The sequence below is a fragment of the Peptacetobacter hiranonis genome, assembly GCF_008151785.1.
Taxonomy (GTDB): Bacteria; Bacillota; Clostridia; order Peptostreptococcales; family Peptostreptococcaceae; genus Peptacetobacter; species Peptacetobacter hiranonis.
In genome coordinates, this window is sequence record NZ_CP036523.1 from 1,286,571 (window position 1) to 1,306,915 (window position 20,345).

At 29.9% G+C, this 20,345-nt stretch carries 14 protein-coding genes; all 14 read right to left on the reverse strand.

Features of this window, described 5'->3' with window-relative positions; all coding sequences use genetic code 11:
- Nucleotides 1–14: 14 nt before the first annotated feature.
- The 14 genes from KGNDJEFE_RS05990 to aroA all read right to left on the reverse strand — a co-directional run bounded on the left by KGNDJEFE_RS05990 (nt 15) and on the right by aroA (nt 20,311).
- Entirely contained in the window at nt 15–3,149 is a 3,135-nt protein-coding gene (locus tag KGNDJEFE_RS05990; protein WP_006440417.1) for a cell wall-binding repeat-containing protein, read from the reverse strand.
- A 701-nt stretch (nt 3,150–3,850) separates the two neighbouring features.
- Nucleotides 3,851–5,104 carry an NAD(P)-dependent oxidoreductase gene (locus KGNDJEFE_RS05995; protein ID WP_040410466.1) on the reverse strand — a complete coding sequence of 418 codons (1,254 nt, stop codon included), beginning with the start codon at nt 5,102–5,104 and terminating at the stop codon, nt 3,851–3,853.
- A gap of 292 nt (nt 5,105–5,396) precedes the next feature.
- On the reverse strand, nt 5,397–6,023 hold the full coding sequence (gene kdpC / locus KGNDJEFE_RS06000) for a potassium-transporting ATPase subunit KdpC (RefSeq protein WP_006440413.1): 627 nt from the start codon (nt 6,021–6,023) through the stop codon (nt 5,397–5,399).
- Nucleotides 6,024–6,047: 24 nt separating this feature from the next.
- Entirely contained in the window at nt 6,048–8,111 is a 2,064-nt protein-coding gene (gene kdpB, locus KGNDJEFE_RS06005) for a potassium-transporting ATPase subunit KdpB (protein WP_006440412.1), read from the reverse strand.
- Between the two features lie 48 nt (nt 8,112–8,159).
- A complete protein-coding gene (gene kdpA, locus KGNDJEFE_RS06010; protein WP_040410465.1) occupies nt 8,160–9,833 on the reverse strand; it encodes a potassium-transporting ATPase subunit KdpA in 1,674 nt (557 codons plus the stop codon).
- 86 nt (nt 9,834–9,919) lie between these two features.
- Nucleotides 9,920–9,997 (reverse strand): K(+)-transporting ATPase subunit F, encoded by a 78-nt coding sequence (gene kdpF, locus KGNDJEFE_RS11985; protein ID WP_071585597.1) that lies wholly within the window; start codon nt 9,995–9,997, stop codon nt 9,920–9,922.
- A 443-nt stretch (nt 9,998–10,440) separates the two neighbouring features.
- Complete coding sequence (locus KGNDJEFE_RS06020) at nt 10,441–11,154, reverse strand: response regulator (protein WP_006440410.1); 714 nt, start codon at nt 11,152–11,154, stop codon at nt 10,441–10,443.
- A 13-nt stretch (nt 11,155–11,167) separates the two neighbouring features.
- Complete coding sequence (locus tag KGNDJEFE_RS06025) at nt 11,168–13,924, reverse strand: ATP-binding protein (protein WP_006440409.1); 2,757 nt, start codon at nt 13,922–13,924, stop codon at nt 11,168–11,170.
- A 38-nt stretch (nt 13,925–13,962) separates the two neighbouring features.
- Nucleotides 13,963–15,831 carry an HAD-IC family P-type ATPase gene (locus tag KGNDJEFE_RS06030; RefSeq protein WP_006440408.1) on the reverse strand — a complete coding sequence of 623 codons (1,869 nt, stop codon included), beginning with the start codon at nt 15,829–15,831 and terminating at the stop codon, nt 13,963–13,965.
- A gap of 88 nt (nt 15,832–15,919) precedes the next feature.
- On the reverse strand, nt 15,920–16,675 hold the full coding sequence (locus tag KGNDJEFE_RS06035) for a YdcF family protein (RefSeq protein WP_006440407.1): 756 nt from the start codon (nt 16,673–16,675) through the stop codon (nt 15,920–15,922).
- A gap of 41 nt (nt 16,676–16,716) precedes the next feature.
- On the reverse strand, nt 16,717–17,529 hold the full coding sequence (locus KGNDJEFE_RS06040; RefSeq protein WP_006440406.1) for a GNAT family N-acetyltransferase: 813 nt from the start codon (nt 17,527–17,529) through the stop codon (nt 16,717–16,719).
- Between the two features lie 49 nt (nt 17,530–17,578).
- Nucleotides 17,579–17,851 carry a chorismate mutase gene (locus KGNDJEFE_RS06045; protein WP_006440405.1) on the reverse strand — a complete coding sequence of 91 codons (273 nt, stop codon included), beginning with the start codon at nt 17,849–17,851 and terminating at the stop codon, nt 17,579–17,581.
- 35 nt (nt 17,852–17,886) lie between these two features.
- Entirely contained in the window at nt 17,887–18,987 is a 1,101-nt protein-coding gene (aroC, locus tag KGNDJEFE_RS06050; protein WP_006440404.1) for a chorismate synthase, read from the reverse strand.
- Nucleotides 18,980–20,311: a 3-phosphoshikimate 1-carboxyvinyltransferase gene (aroA, locus tag KGNDJEFE_RS06055; protein WP_006440403.1), complete on the reverse strand. Its 1,332-nt coding sequence runs from the start codon at nt 20,309–20,311 to the stop codon at nt 18,980–18,982. The genes aroC and aroA overlap by 8 nt, the downstream gene beginning before the upstream one ends.
- Between the last annotated feature and the right edge of the window lie 34 nt (nt 20,312–20,345).

The following is a 20,345-nucleotide window of genomic DNA, read 5'->3' on the forward strand; positions in this document are numbered from 1 at the left end:
TTTTTGTTTATTTTTTATTCAAAGCTTATTTCGAAGTCCATTCCTCCAACCTGAACAGCTTCTTTTCCTTCTAATTTTTTATGGTTTGCATTTTTAGATACTAATACCATACCATTATCTTTTGCTAGTAATGACGCTGTTAGTGCATCTACTAAAGTATCCCCTTTTGCAAAGTATACTTTCTTAGAATCATAGTAGAATTCGTCGATTACTTTTCTGTTTGTTGAATATCTATCAACGCCTGCTATTCTATCTGCATTGTATTTATCCGCTAACTGATTAGATACAACACTTCTTCCACCAATTACATAATATGTAACTCCTTCTTTTACTGGATGTGTAGAAGTTTTTCCATTAGTTAATAATATTGGAGCACCATATTTTGCTGCGACTGATGATACAGACATTGCATCCGCTTCACCTTTCGCACCATTAACTATAAATGCCATCTTATATCCACCAAGCATACTAGCTATTTTTGATGATGTTTCGTATCTATCTTTTCCAGATATTCTAGTTATATTTTTCCCTTTTAACTGATTTTCTACATTCTTAGAAATTGCACCTTCTCCACCTATTATGTAGACGTTTTTAGCTTTTTCTATTTTAGCCATAGCTTCAGCAGGTATACTGTCTTTTTTAACTAGTAATATTGGAGCATTTTTCTTTCCAGATAATGATGCTGCTGAAAGTCCATCAGCCATTGATTTATCTGAGTTTACTAGTATTACTGAGTTGTATGAAACGTTGTTCTTAACTAGCTCATCTGCTATCTTAGCTGCAGTTTCATATCTATTTTTACCCATTATTCTTGCACTTATATTAACAGGTTTATTTGGTTTTTCATCAGGTTTCTGGTCTGGCTTCTGATCTGGAGTTGTTGTTCCTCCACCAGAACCTCCACCTTGATCAGGATTTATTGGTTTATCTGGGTTTGGTCTTTCTTCTTCATCTCCATTTATAATTAATCGTACTGCCATATAACATCTATCATATTTTCCACCACAATTACACGTATAATATATTTTATCGATTTCATCATCCCATTCTAATTTGGTTCCATTTACTTTAACTCCTTTTTCTGGATAAATTAGCGAAAATCTTCCTTTTACTATATCATCTTTATTTATATTAAATTCTTTTAAGTCTATTGATTTATTATTTTTATCTATATCAATATATATTTCATTTTCAATCATAGGATAATCTAGCTCTACAAATTCATTAAGTTCTAATTTACCTATTTTAGTTCCCCGTATACTAAATTTTTTTAGATTTTCATTTTTAGATAAGTTTATATTTTTTAAATTCTTGTTGTTTTCTACTGATAAATATTCTAATTTTAAATTATTTTCTAGATTTATATCTTCTGATATATTATTATATTCTAATCTTAGTTCTTCTAAATTTTCTTTTTTTTCTAAATGTAAATTTTTAACGCTTTTTAATTTATTAGAAGTTAAATATAAGCTTACTAAATCATTATTATTCTTTAAATCTATATCTTCTATATTATTATTATTACAATCTAAAGTTGTCAATTTAGTATTATTTGAAAGATCTAACTCGTTTAATTTTGTATTAAAACTACACCCTAAACTTACTAAATTTATATTTTCTGAAAGATCTAATAATGATAGTTTATTAGAACTACAATTTAAATTTTTTAAATTTTTTAATGATAATAAATCTAAACTCTCTAAATCATTTGATGCACAGTATAAACTTTCTAATTTTGTTAATTCTTTTAAATTTAGATTTTTTAAATTATTTTCTCCACATCCTAAATTTTTTAAATTTTTAAGATTTGATGTATCTATTGATGATAATTCATTTCTATTACAATTCAAAGAAGTAATACTACTATCTGTACTAATTTTTAAATCATAAATCAAATTACTACTACAATCTAATTTGATTAAATTATGATTATTAGATACATCTAAAGTTTTTAATCTATTGTTATTACAATCTAATCCTTTTAATTCTTTATTTTCTGATACATTTATATTTTTTATCTTATTATCATTACAATTTAACATTTGTAAATTTTTGAAATATTTTATACCAGTTAAATCTTCTATTTTTTTATTACCACTTATATCAATATTCTTTATTTTTCTTAATACTTCTGCTGGAATAATATCTCCTTCTTTAAAATTTTGTATATCTATACCATTATCATAAGCAATAAAATTACTACTACATAAATACTTTCTAAATTCTTTATCTGGGAAATTTTTCTCATTTATGACTACACCTTCAGTTATTCCATAACTATCTTCAATATATAACCGCACATATAATAAAGTTCCATTTTCTTTTCCTTGAGTTCTATAAGTATATCTTATTGGATTTTTGGGAACTTTATCCCATTTTATTATACTTCCTTCTTTAGTAACACCTTGATTAGGATCTAGAATAACATCATCTGGATTTATTCCTGGGAATTCTTTTGCTAAATCTATTTGTTTATCTTTTTCATTATCTACTAATACAGTTGTATTTTGTGCTTCATTTGGTACATAAGAATCAAGTTTAATATTTTCATTTAATTTTAAATAACCCAATCCCTTTTTAAGCTCACTTGTGTCACCTAATAATTGTAATTGCTTTAATCCTGTATTAGTAGAAAGATCTAAACTCTTCATATTAGTTGTATTAATTTCAAGTGTTTCTAAAGTTTTAATTCCTGATAAATTTATTTCTTCTAAACAACTGTTTCCCCTTAATCTTATCATTTTTAAATTCGTATTATTAGATAAATCTAAACTACTATTACCTAAATAATCTATCCATAGCCATTCTAAACCTGTAAATTTTTCTATTCCACTTAAATTTATTTGTTCGTCTACATTTTCTGCATATTTAAAACTCTTAAATTTTTCTATATCTTCTTTTTTTATTATACCATCTTTACTTATTTGTATATTTTTATTTCTCGCTTCCTCTATAATAACTTCTCTAAATCTAGAATCTGGTATATCCTTTCTTAAATCAATATCTCCTTCTTCATAAACATTATTTCCGCTCTCAATTCCTACACTCTCCACACTACTCACAGCAGCCTCAACTGGCATAGCAACTGAACTAACTGTAATCGCTGCAACCATCATCATAGCAGCAACCTTATTTCTATTCTTATTCATACAAACACCCTCTCTTAAAACATAAAATACTAAAAATCAACAAAAAAAGGACACAGTAATTGTATCTAACAAAAACTGTATCCTTTATATATCTCTATTAAAAAATTGCATAACAAAATTACAGACTTACTTGTCTGTCTGTCTGTCTGTCTGTCTGTCTGTCTGTCTGTCTGTCTGTCTGTCTGTTCAGATTTTCGCAAACCTTCAACATGTCTGTCAACTCCTAGCAATTTTACATTTCATATTTTTATTTTATATAATATGTATAAAATATTATAACATTTTACAAATCAATTTTGAATAAAAATATTAAATTTTATAACTAATTTTACAAATATATTTTTTTAATCTCATTTTTTTTAATTAATAATCTGATATGGCAAAATATTCTTCTGTACAAACAAATTTATAAACTAAAGATAAGAGTTACAACCGCTCCTCATGCTCGCAAATTAATAACATGGATGTTGCAAAATTTTGTACGCAATCCCTTTAAGATTTGAATCGCAGTTAATTCCCACTGACAATCTACAGGCGACTCGTAACATTTAAATGTGTTACTATAATGGACGAGTCGCCGAAGCCTGGAAGGGGAATAACGCGATTTGAATCTAAAAAAGGGATGCTACAAAATTTGCAACATCCCTTTGTATATCCTGGAGCAAAGAGTAGTTATACTCTTGTCCTTCTATTTTACAAATTTATTTTCTTTTATTAGTTAAGTATCTGTCTATAGACTCAGCTGCTTTTTTAGAATTAACAACAGCTTCTATAACTGTACTTGGTCCTGAAGTAACGTCCCCACCAGAGAATACACCTTCTCTAGTTGTTTCACCGTATTCATCAGTTACTAGAAGTCCCCATTTGTTTACTTCTAACTCAGGGTTATTTTTAACGATTGTATTTCTTGCAGTCTGGCTTATAGCTATTAGCACAGAATCACATTCGTATAATTTTTCGCTTCCTTCTATCATAACAACTGACTCTCTACCATCTTCACCTTTAACTCTGTGAGTATCAGCGAATATTACACCTTCTTCAGTTATTTCTATTGGAGCTTTGTATGTATCAAATACTACTCCATCTTCTTTAGTTTCTTCTATTTCTGCTTTACAAGCTTTCATATCGCAGAAGTCTTTTCTGTATGCTATTGTTACTTCATCTGCTCCGTAACGTTTAGCACTTCTTGCAGCGTCCATTGCAACGTTTCCTGCACCTATTACTATAACTTTTTTACCTAAGTTATATCTCTTTGGTGATCTTAAGTAGTTTATTGCATATAATGAGTTACCTAATGTTTCACCTTTTATATCTAATCTCTTTGGACTCCAAGTACCAGTTCCTATGAACACAGCATCATATCCATCGTAGAATAATTTATCTATAGTTATAACCTGACCTATAGCAGTATTTGTTCTGAATACAACTCCAGCTTCTTCTAACATTCTTATCATGTCTTTAACTATTTCTCTTGGTAATCTGAAATCAGGTATACCGTATCTTAATATACCACCAACTCTACCATTTTTTTCGAATACAGTTACTTTGTATCCTTTTCTAACTAATTCTGTAGCTATAGTTAAACCTGCTGGACCTGAACCAACTACTGCAACTCTCTGGTTTTTAGGTTCTTCTTTTATAGTTATTTTACCAGTTTTTAAGTATTCTCTTGATATGAATTCTTCTATTTTGTAGAATTCTACTGGGTCTTTTTTGATTCCTTTTATACAGTGTCCAAAACACTGATCTTCGTGAGGACAAACCATTGCGCATATTGCTGACATTGGGTTGTTTTCGAATAGTATCTGTCCTGCTTCTTCCATTTTACCTTCTTTAAATAGGTTTATTATGCCAGGTATGTCTGTATGAACTGGACAATTTGTTCTACAACTTGGTTTTTTACATAATAAACATTCATTTGCTTCATTAACTAAAAATTTACTTACATCAATCATTACTTTATACTCCCTCCATTTAAATAATCGCACCTAATTTAAAATATCATATTTCTAAATGTGTTTCAAATGTTATTTTCAATTAATATATAAAATATATTTTTTGTAATCACTTTCTTAATTATTAGAAAATTTAGCTATTCTGTTATTTTTCATATTTATTATATTTTATTAAGTATAAATTAATTTAATTTTATTTTTTTATATATAAGCAAAAAAATACTCCATTTTATATATTATTGTGTTATTTATAAAATGGAGCATTTCAATCATTATATATTATTGTTTTTTTCTATTTATTTTTATTCATACTTTTATAAACATCTATATTTAATTCTAATACATTAACTCTTTCTTCACCAAATATTCCTAAAAATTTAGAGTCTGTATTTTCTTTTATCATTTTATTTAATTTTTCTTCTGATATTCCACTTGCTTTTGATATAGCCGGAATTTGAATTTCTGCTGATTTTACACTTATATTAGGATCTAATCCTGAACCAGATGCTGTCATTAAATCTGCTGGTATATCTTCTCTATTTACTTCTGGATTATTTTTTAAGAATTCATCAATACTAGCTTCTACCCTTTTTTTAAGTTCAGGATTTGATGGAGCATAGTTAAAACTTCCTGAAGATGGTCCTTCGTATGTTCCATCTTCTTTATCTTTTTCTGTATAAGTATTGTAATTAACAGAAGACACTCTTCCTTTAAAGAAATATGGTTCTGTAAATTGCTGCCCTATGTTTTTTGATCCTACTTTTTCACCATCTACTTCTATAAAACTTCCTTCTGCTTTATCTTTGAATAACACTTGTCCAGTGGCTGTTAAAGCCATTGGATAAGCTATCCCACAAACTAGTATTAAAACTAAACTTAATGAAATTGCATTTTTTAATATATTTTTTAACCCTTTCATTTTTTTCCTCCATAAATTTCTTTTTTAAAGACCTATAATCATTAAAAGTGGTGCTATTAATAAGTCTATTAATTTTATACCTATGAATGGGACGATTACTCCACCACCACCGAATACTATTACATTTCTAAGAAGTAATTTCTGTGCAGACATAGGTCTATATTTAACACCTTTCATTGCTAAAGGTATTAAGCAAGGAATTATTATCGCATTAAATATTAGTGCTGATAAAACTGCACTAAATGGAGTTGCTAAATTCATTATATCTAACATTTCCATCTGAGGTATTGCAACTGTAAATATAGCTGGTATTATTGCAAAATATTTTGCAACGTCATTAGCTATACTGAATGTTGTTAATGCACCTCTTGTTATTAAAAGCTGTTTACCTATTTCAACAACTTCTAGTATTTTTGTTGGGTCTGAATCTAAATCTACCATATTTGCTGCTTCTTTTGCTGATGTTGTACCACTGTTCATTGCAAGTCCAACATCTGCCTGCGCAAGTGCTGGAGCATCATTTGTACCATCACCAGTCATTGCAACAATTTTACCTTCAGACTGTTCTCTTTTAATTGCTTCTATTTTATCTTCTGGTTTACATTCAGCGATAAATCCATCTACACCTGCTTCTTTTGCTATTGTAGCGGCTGTAAGAGGGTTATCACCTGTACACATTATAGTTTTTATACCAATTTCTCTTAGTCTTTCAAATCTTTCTACTAACCCTGGTTTAACAGTATCTTTTAAATATATTAAACCGTATATTTTATTATCTGCTACAACTACTAGAGGAGTACCTCCAAGTTTTGCTATTTCATTTACTTTTTCATCAAGATCTGATGGTATTTCTCCACCTAAATTTCTAACATATTCTTTTATACTATCGAAAGCCCCTTTTCTTATTTTTACACCATTTGTTAAGTCAAGACCACTCATTCTTGTCTGAGCTGAGAATTCTATAAATTCAGCACCTTCTGCAAGTTCTTCTAATTTTTCTACATTGCAATTCATGTCTTTTGCAAGAGTTACTGTTGATTTTCCTTCAGGAGTATCATCTTTTAGTGAACTTAACGTTGCAAAGTTTATTAATTCTTCTTTTTCTATATTAGCCACTGGGATAAAATCAGCTGCTAATCTATTTCCGTAAGTTATTGTACCTGTTTTATCAAGTATCATTGTATCAACGTCACCACAAGATTCAACTGCTTTACCAGACATTGCTATTACATTAAATCTTGTAACTCTGTCCATACCTGCTATCCCTATAGCAGAAAGTAGTCCACCTATTGTAGTAGGTATTAAACAAACTAAAAGAGCAATCATTGTTGATACTGGTATCTGAACACCTGTGTAATTAGCCATTGGGTATAAAGTTATTAAAACTATCATAAATATTAAAGTTAAACTAACTAATACTGTATTTAATGCTATTTCATTTGGAGTTTTCTGTCTTGAAGCACCTTCAACTAGAGAAATCATTTTATCTAAGAATGATTCACCAGGATTTGTAGTTATCTTTATTTTTAACCAGTCACTTACAACTGTTGTACCACCAGTTACTGATGCAAAATCTCCACCTGATTCTCTAACAACTGGAGCAGATTCACCTGTTATTGCTGATTCATCAACTGAAGCTAAACCTTCTATAACTTCTCCATCATTTGGTATAACTTCTCCTGCATTAACTAAAACTACATCACCTTTTTTTAATTCGCTTGAACTTATCATTTTTTCGTTTCCATCTTTATCAATAAGTCTAGCCATTGTATCTTTTCTTGTTTTCTTTAATGTATCTGCCTGAGCTTTACCTCTACCTTCTGCTACTGATTCGGCAAAGTTTGCAAATAATATAGTTATAAATAATATAATTGTAACCGCCGCATTATATATTCTTATGTTTCCTGAACCATCATTTCCAAATAAGTTTGGCATTAATGTAAGTAAAAATGCTACTACAGTACCTACTTCAACGACAAACATAACTGGATTTTTCATCATATATTTTGGATTCAACTTCTTAAAAGCTTCTACTATAGAGCTTTTAAGAATATCATTAGTTAAAAATTTATTTCCATTGTTTTTCATTTTTATCTATATCTCCTTTATACTCTCCTTACATATTCGTCTATTTTATTACGCCCAAATAGTTAGGTGCTCTGCAATTGGTCCTAATACAAGAGCTGGCAAGAATGTTAATGCTCCTATTATTAAAACTATTGCAACAAGAAGTATTGTGAAAGTAAAGTTATCTGTTTTTAATGTTCCTACACTAGTATTTACTGGTTTTTTATTTGCTAGTGATCCAACAACAGCTAACTGTATAACTATTGCTAAATATCTTCCATAGAACATTGCTACTCCAGTTGTCATATTCCAGAATAAAGTATTATCTGCTAAACCTTCAAAGCCTGAACCATTGTTAGCTGATGCTGATGAGAATTCATAAAGAATCTGAGATAATCCATGGAATCCTCCATTTGTTATACCTTCAAGTCCAGCCGGAATAGCAACTGCTAATGCAGAAAATGCTAATATTAATAATGGATGAACTATTATTGATAATGCAACTAACTTAACTTCTCTACCTTCTAGTTTTTTTGATAAAAATTCTGGTGTTCTACCAACCATTAATCCACAAAGGAATACTGTAAGTATTGCATACATTAACATATTCATAAGCCCTACACCTTTTCCTCCGAATACTACATTTAACATCATATGTAGCATTGGAACAAGTCCTCCAAGTGGAGTAAGTGTATCATGCATATTGTTTACTGTACCTGTAGTAAATGATGTTGTTACTGTTGTAAATAAAGCCGATTGATCTATACCAAATCTAAGCTCTTTACCTTCCATATTACCCATAGCTTGGCTTAATCCTGCTGCTGCTAATTCTGGGTTACCTGCTTTTTCAGAAGTCCAGCATATTAAAAGACCTACTAAGAATATTATTCCCATAGCTCCAAATACTGCTTTACTCTGTTTTTTATTTCCGATCATATATCCGAAAGCTATAACACAAGATCCTGGAAGTATCATCATTGAAAGCATTTCTATCATATTTGATACAATTGTTGGATTTTCAAATGGATGAGAAGAGTTTGCTCCAAAGAATCCACCACCGTTTGTACCAACATGTTTTATAGATTCAAGAGCTGCAACTGGACCTCTTGCTATATCTTGTAAATTACCTTCAATTGTTCTTACTGTTTCTGTTCCGCCAAGTGTTTGAGGCACACCTTGAGATATAAGTAAAACACCTACTATAAATGCAAGTGGAACTAAAACTCTTGTTGTTATTCTAACCATATCAACGTAGAAGTTACCTAAAGTTTTTTTCTTTCCTACAAGACCTCTTATAAATGCCATACAAGCTGCATAGCCAGTAGCTGCTGATGTAAACATCATATAAATTATTACTAGCATTTGAGCTAAATATGATAATCCAGATTCACCTGAATAATGCTGTAAGTTTGTATTAGTCATGAAACTTATTATTGTGTTAAATGAAAGACTTTCTTCCATTCCTCCAATTTCACTAGGATTGAAAAGTCCTATTCCTTGTATTCTAAGAATTAAATATCCTGCAAATATCATAACTGCATTTGTTATGATAAGAGCTAAAACATACTGTTTCCAGTTCATTTCTTCCTTATCTATTTTAAATATTTTATAGATAGTATTATCTACTTTGTTAAATATTCTATCGCCAAATGCTTTTTCACAATTGGCAACCTGATATAAGTATTTACCCATAGGAATTACTAATATCATAAACACTATTAAAAATAATATATTCTGTAACATTTTTTCCTCCTGTTTTAATATCTTAATCACTATATTTTATTTTCTATCTAAGTTAGAATCTAATAATTAATCTATAATGCCCTCTGTTAAAATTTCTCTGGGTTTATTAAAGCATAAAGTAAATATGCTAATAAAGCTACTATTACAACTACTAAAAGTATCATTTTTCTCCCTCCATCTAAAAATACTAATTGTTACTTTTCATAAATTTTATTATTTCTGTATTTGTTTTTCACACCAATCAGCAAATAGTTTAACAGATATAATTCCAACTAAAAGCCGTATAATCATTATTACATCCATCATTTCAATTACCTCCTACTTTTTTAGAAGATTTTTTAATATCTTCTTTTTCTTTATCATGTATATAATTTTATGCTTTTATATATAAAAACGGGATTAAAGATAGTGTCTTTAGGATTAAGATTGTATCAAGATTTATACTTTATCTTTATACTTTCTTAACACAAGAAAAAAATTAACAAAAGAAAATATTTTCCTATAAAATTCAATAAAAAAAGAGATTAATATAGATACAATAATTATTTTTAAATAATAAATTCAAAAATAAAATATCGTAAATACATCAATCTCTTTCTTATTCTAATTATATTTCATCGTTTAATCTATATCCCACACCAACTTCTGTCATTATATATTGGGGATTTGCAGGTTGTTTTTCTATTTTTCTTCTAATTGTCGCCATAAATACTCTTAATGACTTGGTTTCTCCACCTATTACTCCACCCCATATTTTTTTTATAATATAATTATGTGTTAATACCTTTCCATGATTTCTTGCTAAAAGGGATAATATTTCGTATTCTATTGGTGTTAAATGTATATTTTCTCCTGATACAGTCACCTTTCTCTTATCGTAATCTATGAACAAATCTCCCACAGAAAAAGTATCTTCCTTTTCTTCCTTGGGCATAGAAATATCTACAGATTTATTTTCTTTATGTCTAAGAGCAACTCTAACCCTTGCAAGAAGTTCAACTATTGAAAATGGCTTTGTTATGTAATCATCAGCTCCAGTATCAAATGCTTCCACTTTTTCTCGATCTTGTTCTCTAGCGGATACTACAATTATTGGAAGGTCCGAAATCTGCCTAACCGTTTTAATAACATCAATACCATCTATATCTTCAAGACCTAAATCAAGTAGCATAACATCTGGAGATTTTGCTATAGCATTTTGGACTGCTTCTTTTCCAGTTGAACTCTCTATTACTTCATAATCTTGAGTTGTTAAAGCTGTACATATAAATTTTCTAATTGTACTATCATCTTCTACAACAAGTATAAGTTTTTTACTCATTTTTTATCCTTCCTTACTCTTCATCTTCTTCTAGTGGAAGATTAAAAATAAATTCAGCACCACCTAATTCTTGACTATTTCTAACCTTTATTTCTCCACCATGTGCATTTACTATAGATTTGCATATAGAAAGACCTAAACCTACACCTTTTCTAGAGTCTTTACTTTTTCTTTCTCCAGTATAGAATCTATCAAATATATGACTAGCTAAATCATCTGATATACCTGGACCATTATCTGAAAATTCAAACCAAGCATTGTCATCATCTCTATATACTCTTATATTAATCTTACAACTACTTGTTGCATATTTCAATGAATTATCAACTAAATTAACAAATACTTGTTCTATTAATTTCACATCCATTGGAACAAATATCAATTCATCTGGTATATCAATTTCCACATCTGCATCGTTCAACCTTCTTTTTATATGGGACAAGGATTCTGATAATACCTCCTCTACAAGCTCTGGTTCTTTTCCAACCTTCAATTTTCCTTCATCTATCTTTGTCATACTTAGTAAATTTTCTACTAATCTTATTAACCATTGAGAATCTTCGTATATACCATTTAGTAATTCGTCTGTAATCTCTTCACTTATTTCATTTTTATTTTTTATAATTGTACTTACAGCACCGGATATCCCTGCAAGTGGAGTTCTTAAATCATGAGAAATAGCTCTTAAAAGGTTACTTCTAAGCCTTTCACTTTCCATTTCTAGTTTATCTTTTTCTCTTGATTCTGCTAATTCTTCCCTATCAAGTGCAATACTTACCTGTGCTAATACAGTTTCTATAAATATTTCATCATCTGTATCTATATTTTTAACTTCTGATGAAACACCTACAGCACCATGAATTTTTTTAATTCCTTTTATAGGAATATATAGTCCTACAGCACCACTAAGTGTATCTGTAAAATGACCTGCATTCATACCATTATTAACAACCCACTTTGCAACAGCAATTTCGTTTGGAGAAATCATTATATTATTTTCAAAGTCATATTCTGTTACATCATTGATACTCTTATGTTCAAATTCTATTTCATTATTTTTTCCCTTATATTTAATATAGTATATTTTTTCTTCATTTTTCATAACTAGGGAAACATCTCTTTCAAGACTAACACTTAAAATTTCTAATGCCTTTTCTATTATATCTTCTTTTCTAGATACCTTCAAAAATGTCCTACTTATCCGATAAATCATCTGTGTATGTTCTTCTCTTTTACTTGCATTATTAGCCTGGAATTTTATATTAGACATTAAAGCACTTGTTATTATTCCTATTACGCAGAACACAGCTAAAGTTATAATATAGCTTGGATCTGCTATAGATAAAGTATATTTTGGAATAGTAAATAGATAATTTACTATTGTTATATTTAAAAATGCACTTAAAATACCTAGTGTATAACCATTTGTCCAAAGAGACACCATAGAAACACCTAGCATATAAACTAACAAAATATTATCTTTTGCAAATCCTATCGACTGTAAAACATAGGCCATAACAGTAATAAAAATACTTATAAGAATAAATTTTATAATATCTACTCTAGAAACAGAAAAAGCTCTCTTCAGTTTGGATTTATTATTATTTTTATTTACCTTATTTGAATGAATTTCGTTTCTAAACGGAATTATAAGAATATCTATATTATCTATATTATCTAATAATTTATCAGCAATATCCTTTTTAAATTTCCTTTTAAATTTGCCTTTATCAGAGTGATCTCTACCAATTATTATTTTAGTTACATTTCTTACCTTAGAATATCTAATAATTTGCTCTTCTGGGTTTTCACCATGTAATATTACTACTTCTGCACCCAATTTTTTTGCAAGATCCATATTTTCGCCAAGCCTTTTTTTAGACTCTTGACTAATTGAAGACATATCTGATGGCTTAACATATATTGCAATCCATTTTGCTAAAGAAGAATCTGCTATTCTATACGCCGTTCTTATTACTTTTGATGAAGATGTTGACGGACTTATACACGCTAATAATATATCTGATGTAGGTTTTACACCTGAATCAGCTTTTGACATTCTTGATATCTGAACTTCTTTATTGACACGATCTGCAGTTTTTCTAAGTGCAATTTCTCTAAGTGCAATTAAATTATCTTTTACAAAGAAATTTTCTTTAGCTCTTTCTGCTTGAGTTTTTTCGTAAATTTTACCTTCTTTAAATCTCTCTAATAATTCTTCTGGCTCAATATCAATAAGTTCTATTTGAGTATAAGAATCACCTATTACTTTATCTGGTACTGTTTCCTTTATATTGATATTTGTTATTATTTCCATAATATCATTTAGACTTTCAAGATGTTGAACATTCAAAGTTGTGTATACATTTATTCCTGCCAATAAAAGTTCCTCTATATCCTTCCATCTTTTATTATGTCTAGAACCTTTTGCATTTGTATGTGCAAACTCATCTACTAATATAGTGTGTGGTCTTCTTTTTAATGCAGCATCTATATCAAATTCATTCAATTTTATTCCCTTATATTCAACTTGCTTTACTGGAATTCTTTCTAAGCCATCTAATAAAGCCATTGTATCTGGTCTTGTATGGGGTTCTATGTATCCAACTACCACATCTATCCCATTATCTTGCAAGGAATGAGCCGCTTCTAACATCGCATAAGTTTTACCAACACCCGCAGCATATCCAAAGAATATTTTCAATTTTCCTCTTGAAGTTTCTTCTTCTTTAATTTTTTCGAGTATACTATCTGGATCTGGTCTTTCCATAGACTATACCTCCCTTTAATTGTAAAATTTATTCTCCTTTATTTTTTGTGAAACACAACTGTTATCATCATTAAAACACTTGTAAATAAATTAAATAAAAGTAGATACATAGCAGAAACATCTATTTTTAAGTATAAATTATTATTCATAATTATAGGTAATATTAATATTATTACAGCAACAGATTTTATAATCATTTTTATATAATCTATAACCTTTATTATTTTTTCGGATTTAATAACTTCCCTACTTATACCTATTATCATAGGTATTTTTGCAGGATCTGAGTCATTATCTATAATATCTCCAAAACTTTTTACATCTTCATTTGAATTTCCCATAACTATTGAAACATCTGCATTTGCTAGAGCATATATATCATTTTCTCCATCTCCTACAACAGCAGTTTTATCGCCAACACTTTGGCAATCTTCAACAAAATCCAATTTATTATCAGGAGTTGCCTCTGATATAAATTTATTAATTCCACATTCTGCTGCTATGGTTGCAGCTGTTAAAGGATTATCTCCTGTCGCTAATACTATATCGTATCCACTATTTTCCAATTTTTTAAAAGATTTTTTTAACCCTTCTTTTACAATATCTTTTAGATAAATCACCCCTAATACTTTATCATTCACAGCTATTGATAAAGGAGTTCCCCCTTTCATAGAAATTTTTTTACTTATTTCTTTACATTCAATAGGATAAGTTCCTCCATTATCTTCTACAAATTTTTTTATTGCTTTTTCAGAACCCTTTCTAATTTTAAACCCTTCTAAATCACATCCACTAATTCTACTACCTAATGCAAATGAAATAGGTTTAATATCCTTTTGACCAATATATTTTCCTCTTAAAGAATACAATTTTTTTACATATACTAATATACTTTTTCCTTCTGGAGTATCATCATATGCTGAACTCAATGCTGCAGCTTCTGCAACATCATCTTCAGATATGTTTCTAGCAGGATAAATTTTTATTGCCTCTCTATTACCAAATGTAAGAGTTCCTGTTTTATCTATTAAAATTGTTTTTACATCAGCTAATTTTTTTATTGAATTTATATTTTTTAAATCTATATTATAATATTTTAAAATTTCACCTTTAAATAGCTTTAAAAATTTAAAAATATTATATATATCATCTGGCAATATTGCTATGTATATACCTAAAAAATAAAATATTTTTTCAAACAAATCTATTTTATTGTAATGTGAATATACAAGTATAATAAGTATTGCTGCGATTATTGATAATACAGTCCTTTTATTTTCTCTTGATCTTCTATCTAAATCATCTATAACTCTTTTATTTATTGTTCTTTTATTTTTAATTTCACCAAAATTTGATTTTGCTTTAACTACTAAAGAATCCGATATTAGTTTAGTTCCTTCTTTTACTGAATCTCTTTCGCCACCTTCTTCAACCAAAACAGCTGCACTTTCACCTGTTATACAGCTTTCATCTAAAAGAGCTACTCCATCAATCACTGTTGCATCACAAGGAACTATATCTCCTCTATTTAATATAAAAATATTTCCTTTTTTTATATCTTTTACATCTATTTTTTCAGCATATCCATTTTCTAAATCAACAATTTTTGTTACTGTTTTTGTTTTTTCTTTTGATTTTATCTCTCTTGTTATATCTTTTTCATACTTAGAGTTAAAGTATCTTATCAGTATATTTAAAAATGCAACTAAAAGTGAAAATAAAAATACATATATATCTATATTAGATGCATTTTTATCAAAAACTCTTGCTACTAACATAAAAAACATAACAGTTATAGATATAATCATAGAAACAGATTTTAAGCTTTTTCTTATATATCCAAATTTTAAATCTCCATTTACATCTTTATTTGCTTTATATTCATATATACCTGATAATATTTTCATATACAACACCCTTTCATATTTCTTATATCTTAAATATAACAGTTAAAATATAAAGCTAGGATAAAAATGTATTCTTTAAGCATTAAGATTATATAAAGATTGTATAAATACCAACTAACATCATTTTTATTATGGCAAAAAATTCTCTTACATAAAATACTGGTATCAAATACCACTTAGTTCTTTCTGTATAAAAACTTATATTTTTATAACCATCCATTTTTGCATACTTGTCGCTTCTAAAAGCGTGAAAATCTGTAGTCACTACCTTAACATCTACATCAGCTACTTTTTTCTTGCTGTCGTTTTCAATTTTATCTCTAGAAAACTCAAAGTTCTGCATAGTGTTTACAGATTTATCTTCCTTGATAATCATCTCTGGTTTAATTCCTCTTTCAACAAGATATCTTTTCATAGCCTCGGCTTCAGAGATATTTTCTCCGTCACCCTTTCCACCAGATACAACTATTTTACAATCGTCGTCGTTACTTTTTACATATTCAAGCGCTCTATCAAGCCTTCCTTTAAGAGTAAGTCCTGGCTCATTCCCCATCACTCTAGCTCCCAAAACAATGATATAATCACAGTTTTCCGTACTTTTCTTAGGAAATGCGATAATCATCCCCTCAACAGTGACGAATATTATAATCGCCACAGCTGCACAAATTTTTACAATCATATATAACCACCTATGTTTTTTAATCTTATCTCTAGTGAAGTGGTACACCAAGCAAATTGTTCCAAGTACAAAGAAAAATCCGCTAAATGCAACCCCATTCATAGCGAAAAACAGTATTCCAAAGTATAAATATAACACAATCGCTAAAACTAGACTAATACTCATAAATACCAACTCCCGCAAACCTCAATTTTAGTAAATTTCGACTATTTTCTATATAACTCAAATGCCGTATACTCACCCTTCATTTTATATCCAAGTTTCTTAGCAAGTTCTATAGATCCTTTGTTGTGAGCATCCCAACTAGGATATATCCCTTTTTCAAGACATTTTAGAATAATACTTGCCCCACAAATAAGCGCATATCCATTTCTTCTATGCTGCTCATTTGTATCTATCTCAATCTCTATTCCACCTTCAAAAGTGCAGTAAGAAGACGCTCCCGACACAATTTCATTGTTTTTAGTATCTAAAAGGACAACTCCTACTCCCTTTTTAGAATAATCTTCGTAATCATTGTAATTTCCAACCAAGTCTTTGCTCCACTCATTTTCTAAGCATCTATTATAGATTTCTTCATCTATATCCAAAATCTCAAATCCTTCTTTTGCAGAACTTTTTATCTCGTTCAATTTATCCACGTCAAACTGGCTCATATCCTCAAATGTAGAATATCTCTTAATTTCTTTTAGCTCTGACACACCTTCTAAATCTGAATTAAATGTATCTCTAACAAGTTCTGCCCACTTATCATTTTGAGGTATAATTATATCCATCTCACCACATTTATAGTCACATTCACTATCTTTATAATCAAATTTTAAAAGACTATCATTTGGCTCTCCTACAAACATCCTAAAATCTCCAATCACAGCAACAGCAGATTGGGGATTATCTAAGTCAAGAGAATACACTTCTCCCATCACTCCCTGCAAACAAGACAGCAAGAAATTATTCTCCCAATCTCCAAACAAGCCTTTAACTTTTTCTACGTCCTTAACCTTAACTATATTACTCATAAAATTTCCCTCTCAATAAATTTCACCTTAAATCAACTAAAATTAACCTCTACAGTCCAAGCTCCTTTTTCTGAGAATTTCTACTAAGTTTCATCAAAAGCTCAAACACCTCTCTTATATCATCCTCATATTTCTTGTTTTTTAAATTAGCTACAGCCTTCTGAAGAACGACTTCCTCTCTACTACTCTGCAGTACTTCCATTTCGTTTTCCTTCTTATAATTTGCAACCTTTAAAACAGTTTCCATTCTCTTTTCAAAAAGCTGCACAATCTCTCTATCTATCTCATCTATTTCAATTCTATACTCATCAAGCTTTGTCATATTAATCTCCTTTTCAAATATCAACTATTTAAAATCTACATTCCATAAAGCATATCAAAAACAGCTATTGCAGCAGCTGATTCAATAACACTCACAGCCCTCTGAACTATACAAGGATCATGTCTACCATTTACCTCGATTTCTGTATTCTTAACATCTCCATCGCTTCTCAAATCAGCCACATTCACAGTACGCTGCTTACTAGCAATTGAAGGAGTTGGCTTAATTGCAACGGTAAATACAACTGGCATACCATTTGTGATTCCTCCAATAACCCCTCCGTTATTATTAGTATAAGATAAAATATTTCCGTTATCATCGACATACATCTCGTCATTTGCCTCTGAACCGTACATCTTAGAAATATCAAATCCCTCGCCAAACTCAATCCCTTTCACAGCAGGAATTGAAAACATCATACTAGAAATAACAGATTCTACAGAATCAAATATCGGACTTCCTACACCAGCATCCATTCCGATAACTGCACACTCAATCTTTCCACCTACAGAATTCAAACTTTCTCTAGCCTTTAAAATCTCAGCTTTCATCTCATCTTCAAGACTTTCATCTATTAGTGGAAAATCAGAATATGAAAGCCTTTCAATTAAATTATCCTCTATATTAGTGTAATCAAAACTACTGTCATCGATATCTTTTATTGCTTTAATATGAGAAACAATCTCTATGCCTTTCTTTTCTAAAATCTGTCTACAAATCGCTCCAGCAAATACAATTGGAGCTGTTAATCTCCCAGAAAAATGTCCTCCACCACGATAATCATTAAAACCATTATATCTCACAAACCCAGTATAATCTGCGTGTCCAGGTCTAAAATTATCCCTTATCTGAGTATAATCTGCTGATTTTCTATCCTTATTCTTAATAGTTGCGCAAAGTGGAGTCCCTGTAGTTTTTCCTTCAAAAAATCCACTCACAATATTTGCTTTATCATCCTCTTTTCTTGCAGTAGACATCCTATTTTTTCCAGGCTTTCTTCTATCCATCTGTCTTTCCACTTCATCCAAATCTATCTCAAAACCTGGCTCTAACCCGTCTATAACAACGCCGATTTCACTTCCATGCGACTCACCAAATACTGATATTTTTAAATTTTTTCCCCACATACTACTCATGCAAATCACCACCAATCACTTCAACGCATCCACCTAATTTTTCAAAGTCCTCAAAAAATCTTGGGTACGATTTAGAAATACACTCAGCGTCTTTTATAACTATCTCTTCTTCACAGATTGTAGACGCTATTGAAAGCATCATACAAATTCTATGATCCTTGTGGCTCCAAACCTCGCAGCCACCCTTTAACTTCTTATTTCCATTTCCGTAGATTATAAGAGAGTCTTCTCTCTCTTCTATATTTGCACCTAGTTTTGAAAGCTCTTCATTTATCGCACTAAGTCTATCACATTCTTTAATTCTAAGCCTTTTTGCATTGACAATCTCTGTCGTACCATTTGCAAATGCTGCACAAACAGAAAGAACAGGTATAATATCTGGACAATCTGTTGCGTCTATAACAGTACTATTTAAAGAGTTTACCTTCATTTTTATATCGTCGCACTCGTCGTAAACTCTCTCGCAACCCATTCTCTCAAGGATATCCACAGTAGCCTTATCTCCCTGAATTGAGTTCCTTCTAAGACCTTTTACATTCACATCGTTTCCAATGGCATCGGCACACAAGAAAAATGCTCCTTGAGAAAAATCTCCCTCTACTGTGTACTCATTACAATCTAAATTTTCTCTTTTGCAATTATACTTTTGATTGCCCTTTATCCTAAACTTTCTGTATTCGTCGTGCTCAATCTCTATTCCAAAATCCTTCAAACTTGCAAGAGTTATATCTATATAGCTCTTAGACTCTATATTGTCTAATATATTTATAACTGAGTCATCTTCAAGCATTGATAGCGCAAATAACATCCCTGTTATAAACTGCGAACTAATATTTCCAGGAATATCATACTCTCCAGCACCTAGTTTGCCATCTATTTCAAGATAATTTTCTCCTTTTTCGTACTTAACTCCATTCTTATCAAATATATCGTAATAAACATCTAAAGGTCTTTTCCCTAGATTTCCACTCATCTCAAATCTGCACTTATATCCAAGAACTGCTGCTATAGGAATCATAAATCTAAGAGTAGATCCTGATTCATTGCAGTTTATAATGTGTAAATCATTGTCAGTTTCTATTTCTTCTCCAGCATTTTTACGAATTCCTTCGATTTCTATACTCGTATCGCCAACTTTTGAAACTGCTCCAAATGATTTTACAGCCTCAAGAGTTGCTTTTATATCATCTGATAATTCTATATTGTTTATAATACTTTTTCCTTCTGAAAGAGCTGCACAAATAAGCGCCCTATGTGCAAAACTTTTTGACGGTGGAATTGTAACATCACCTGAAAGCTTTGACGGTTTTATTCTTATATCCATTAAATTTCCTCTCTTTTCTCTATTTTAATAACAC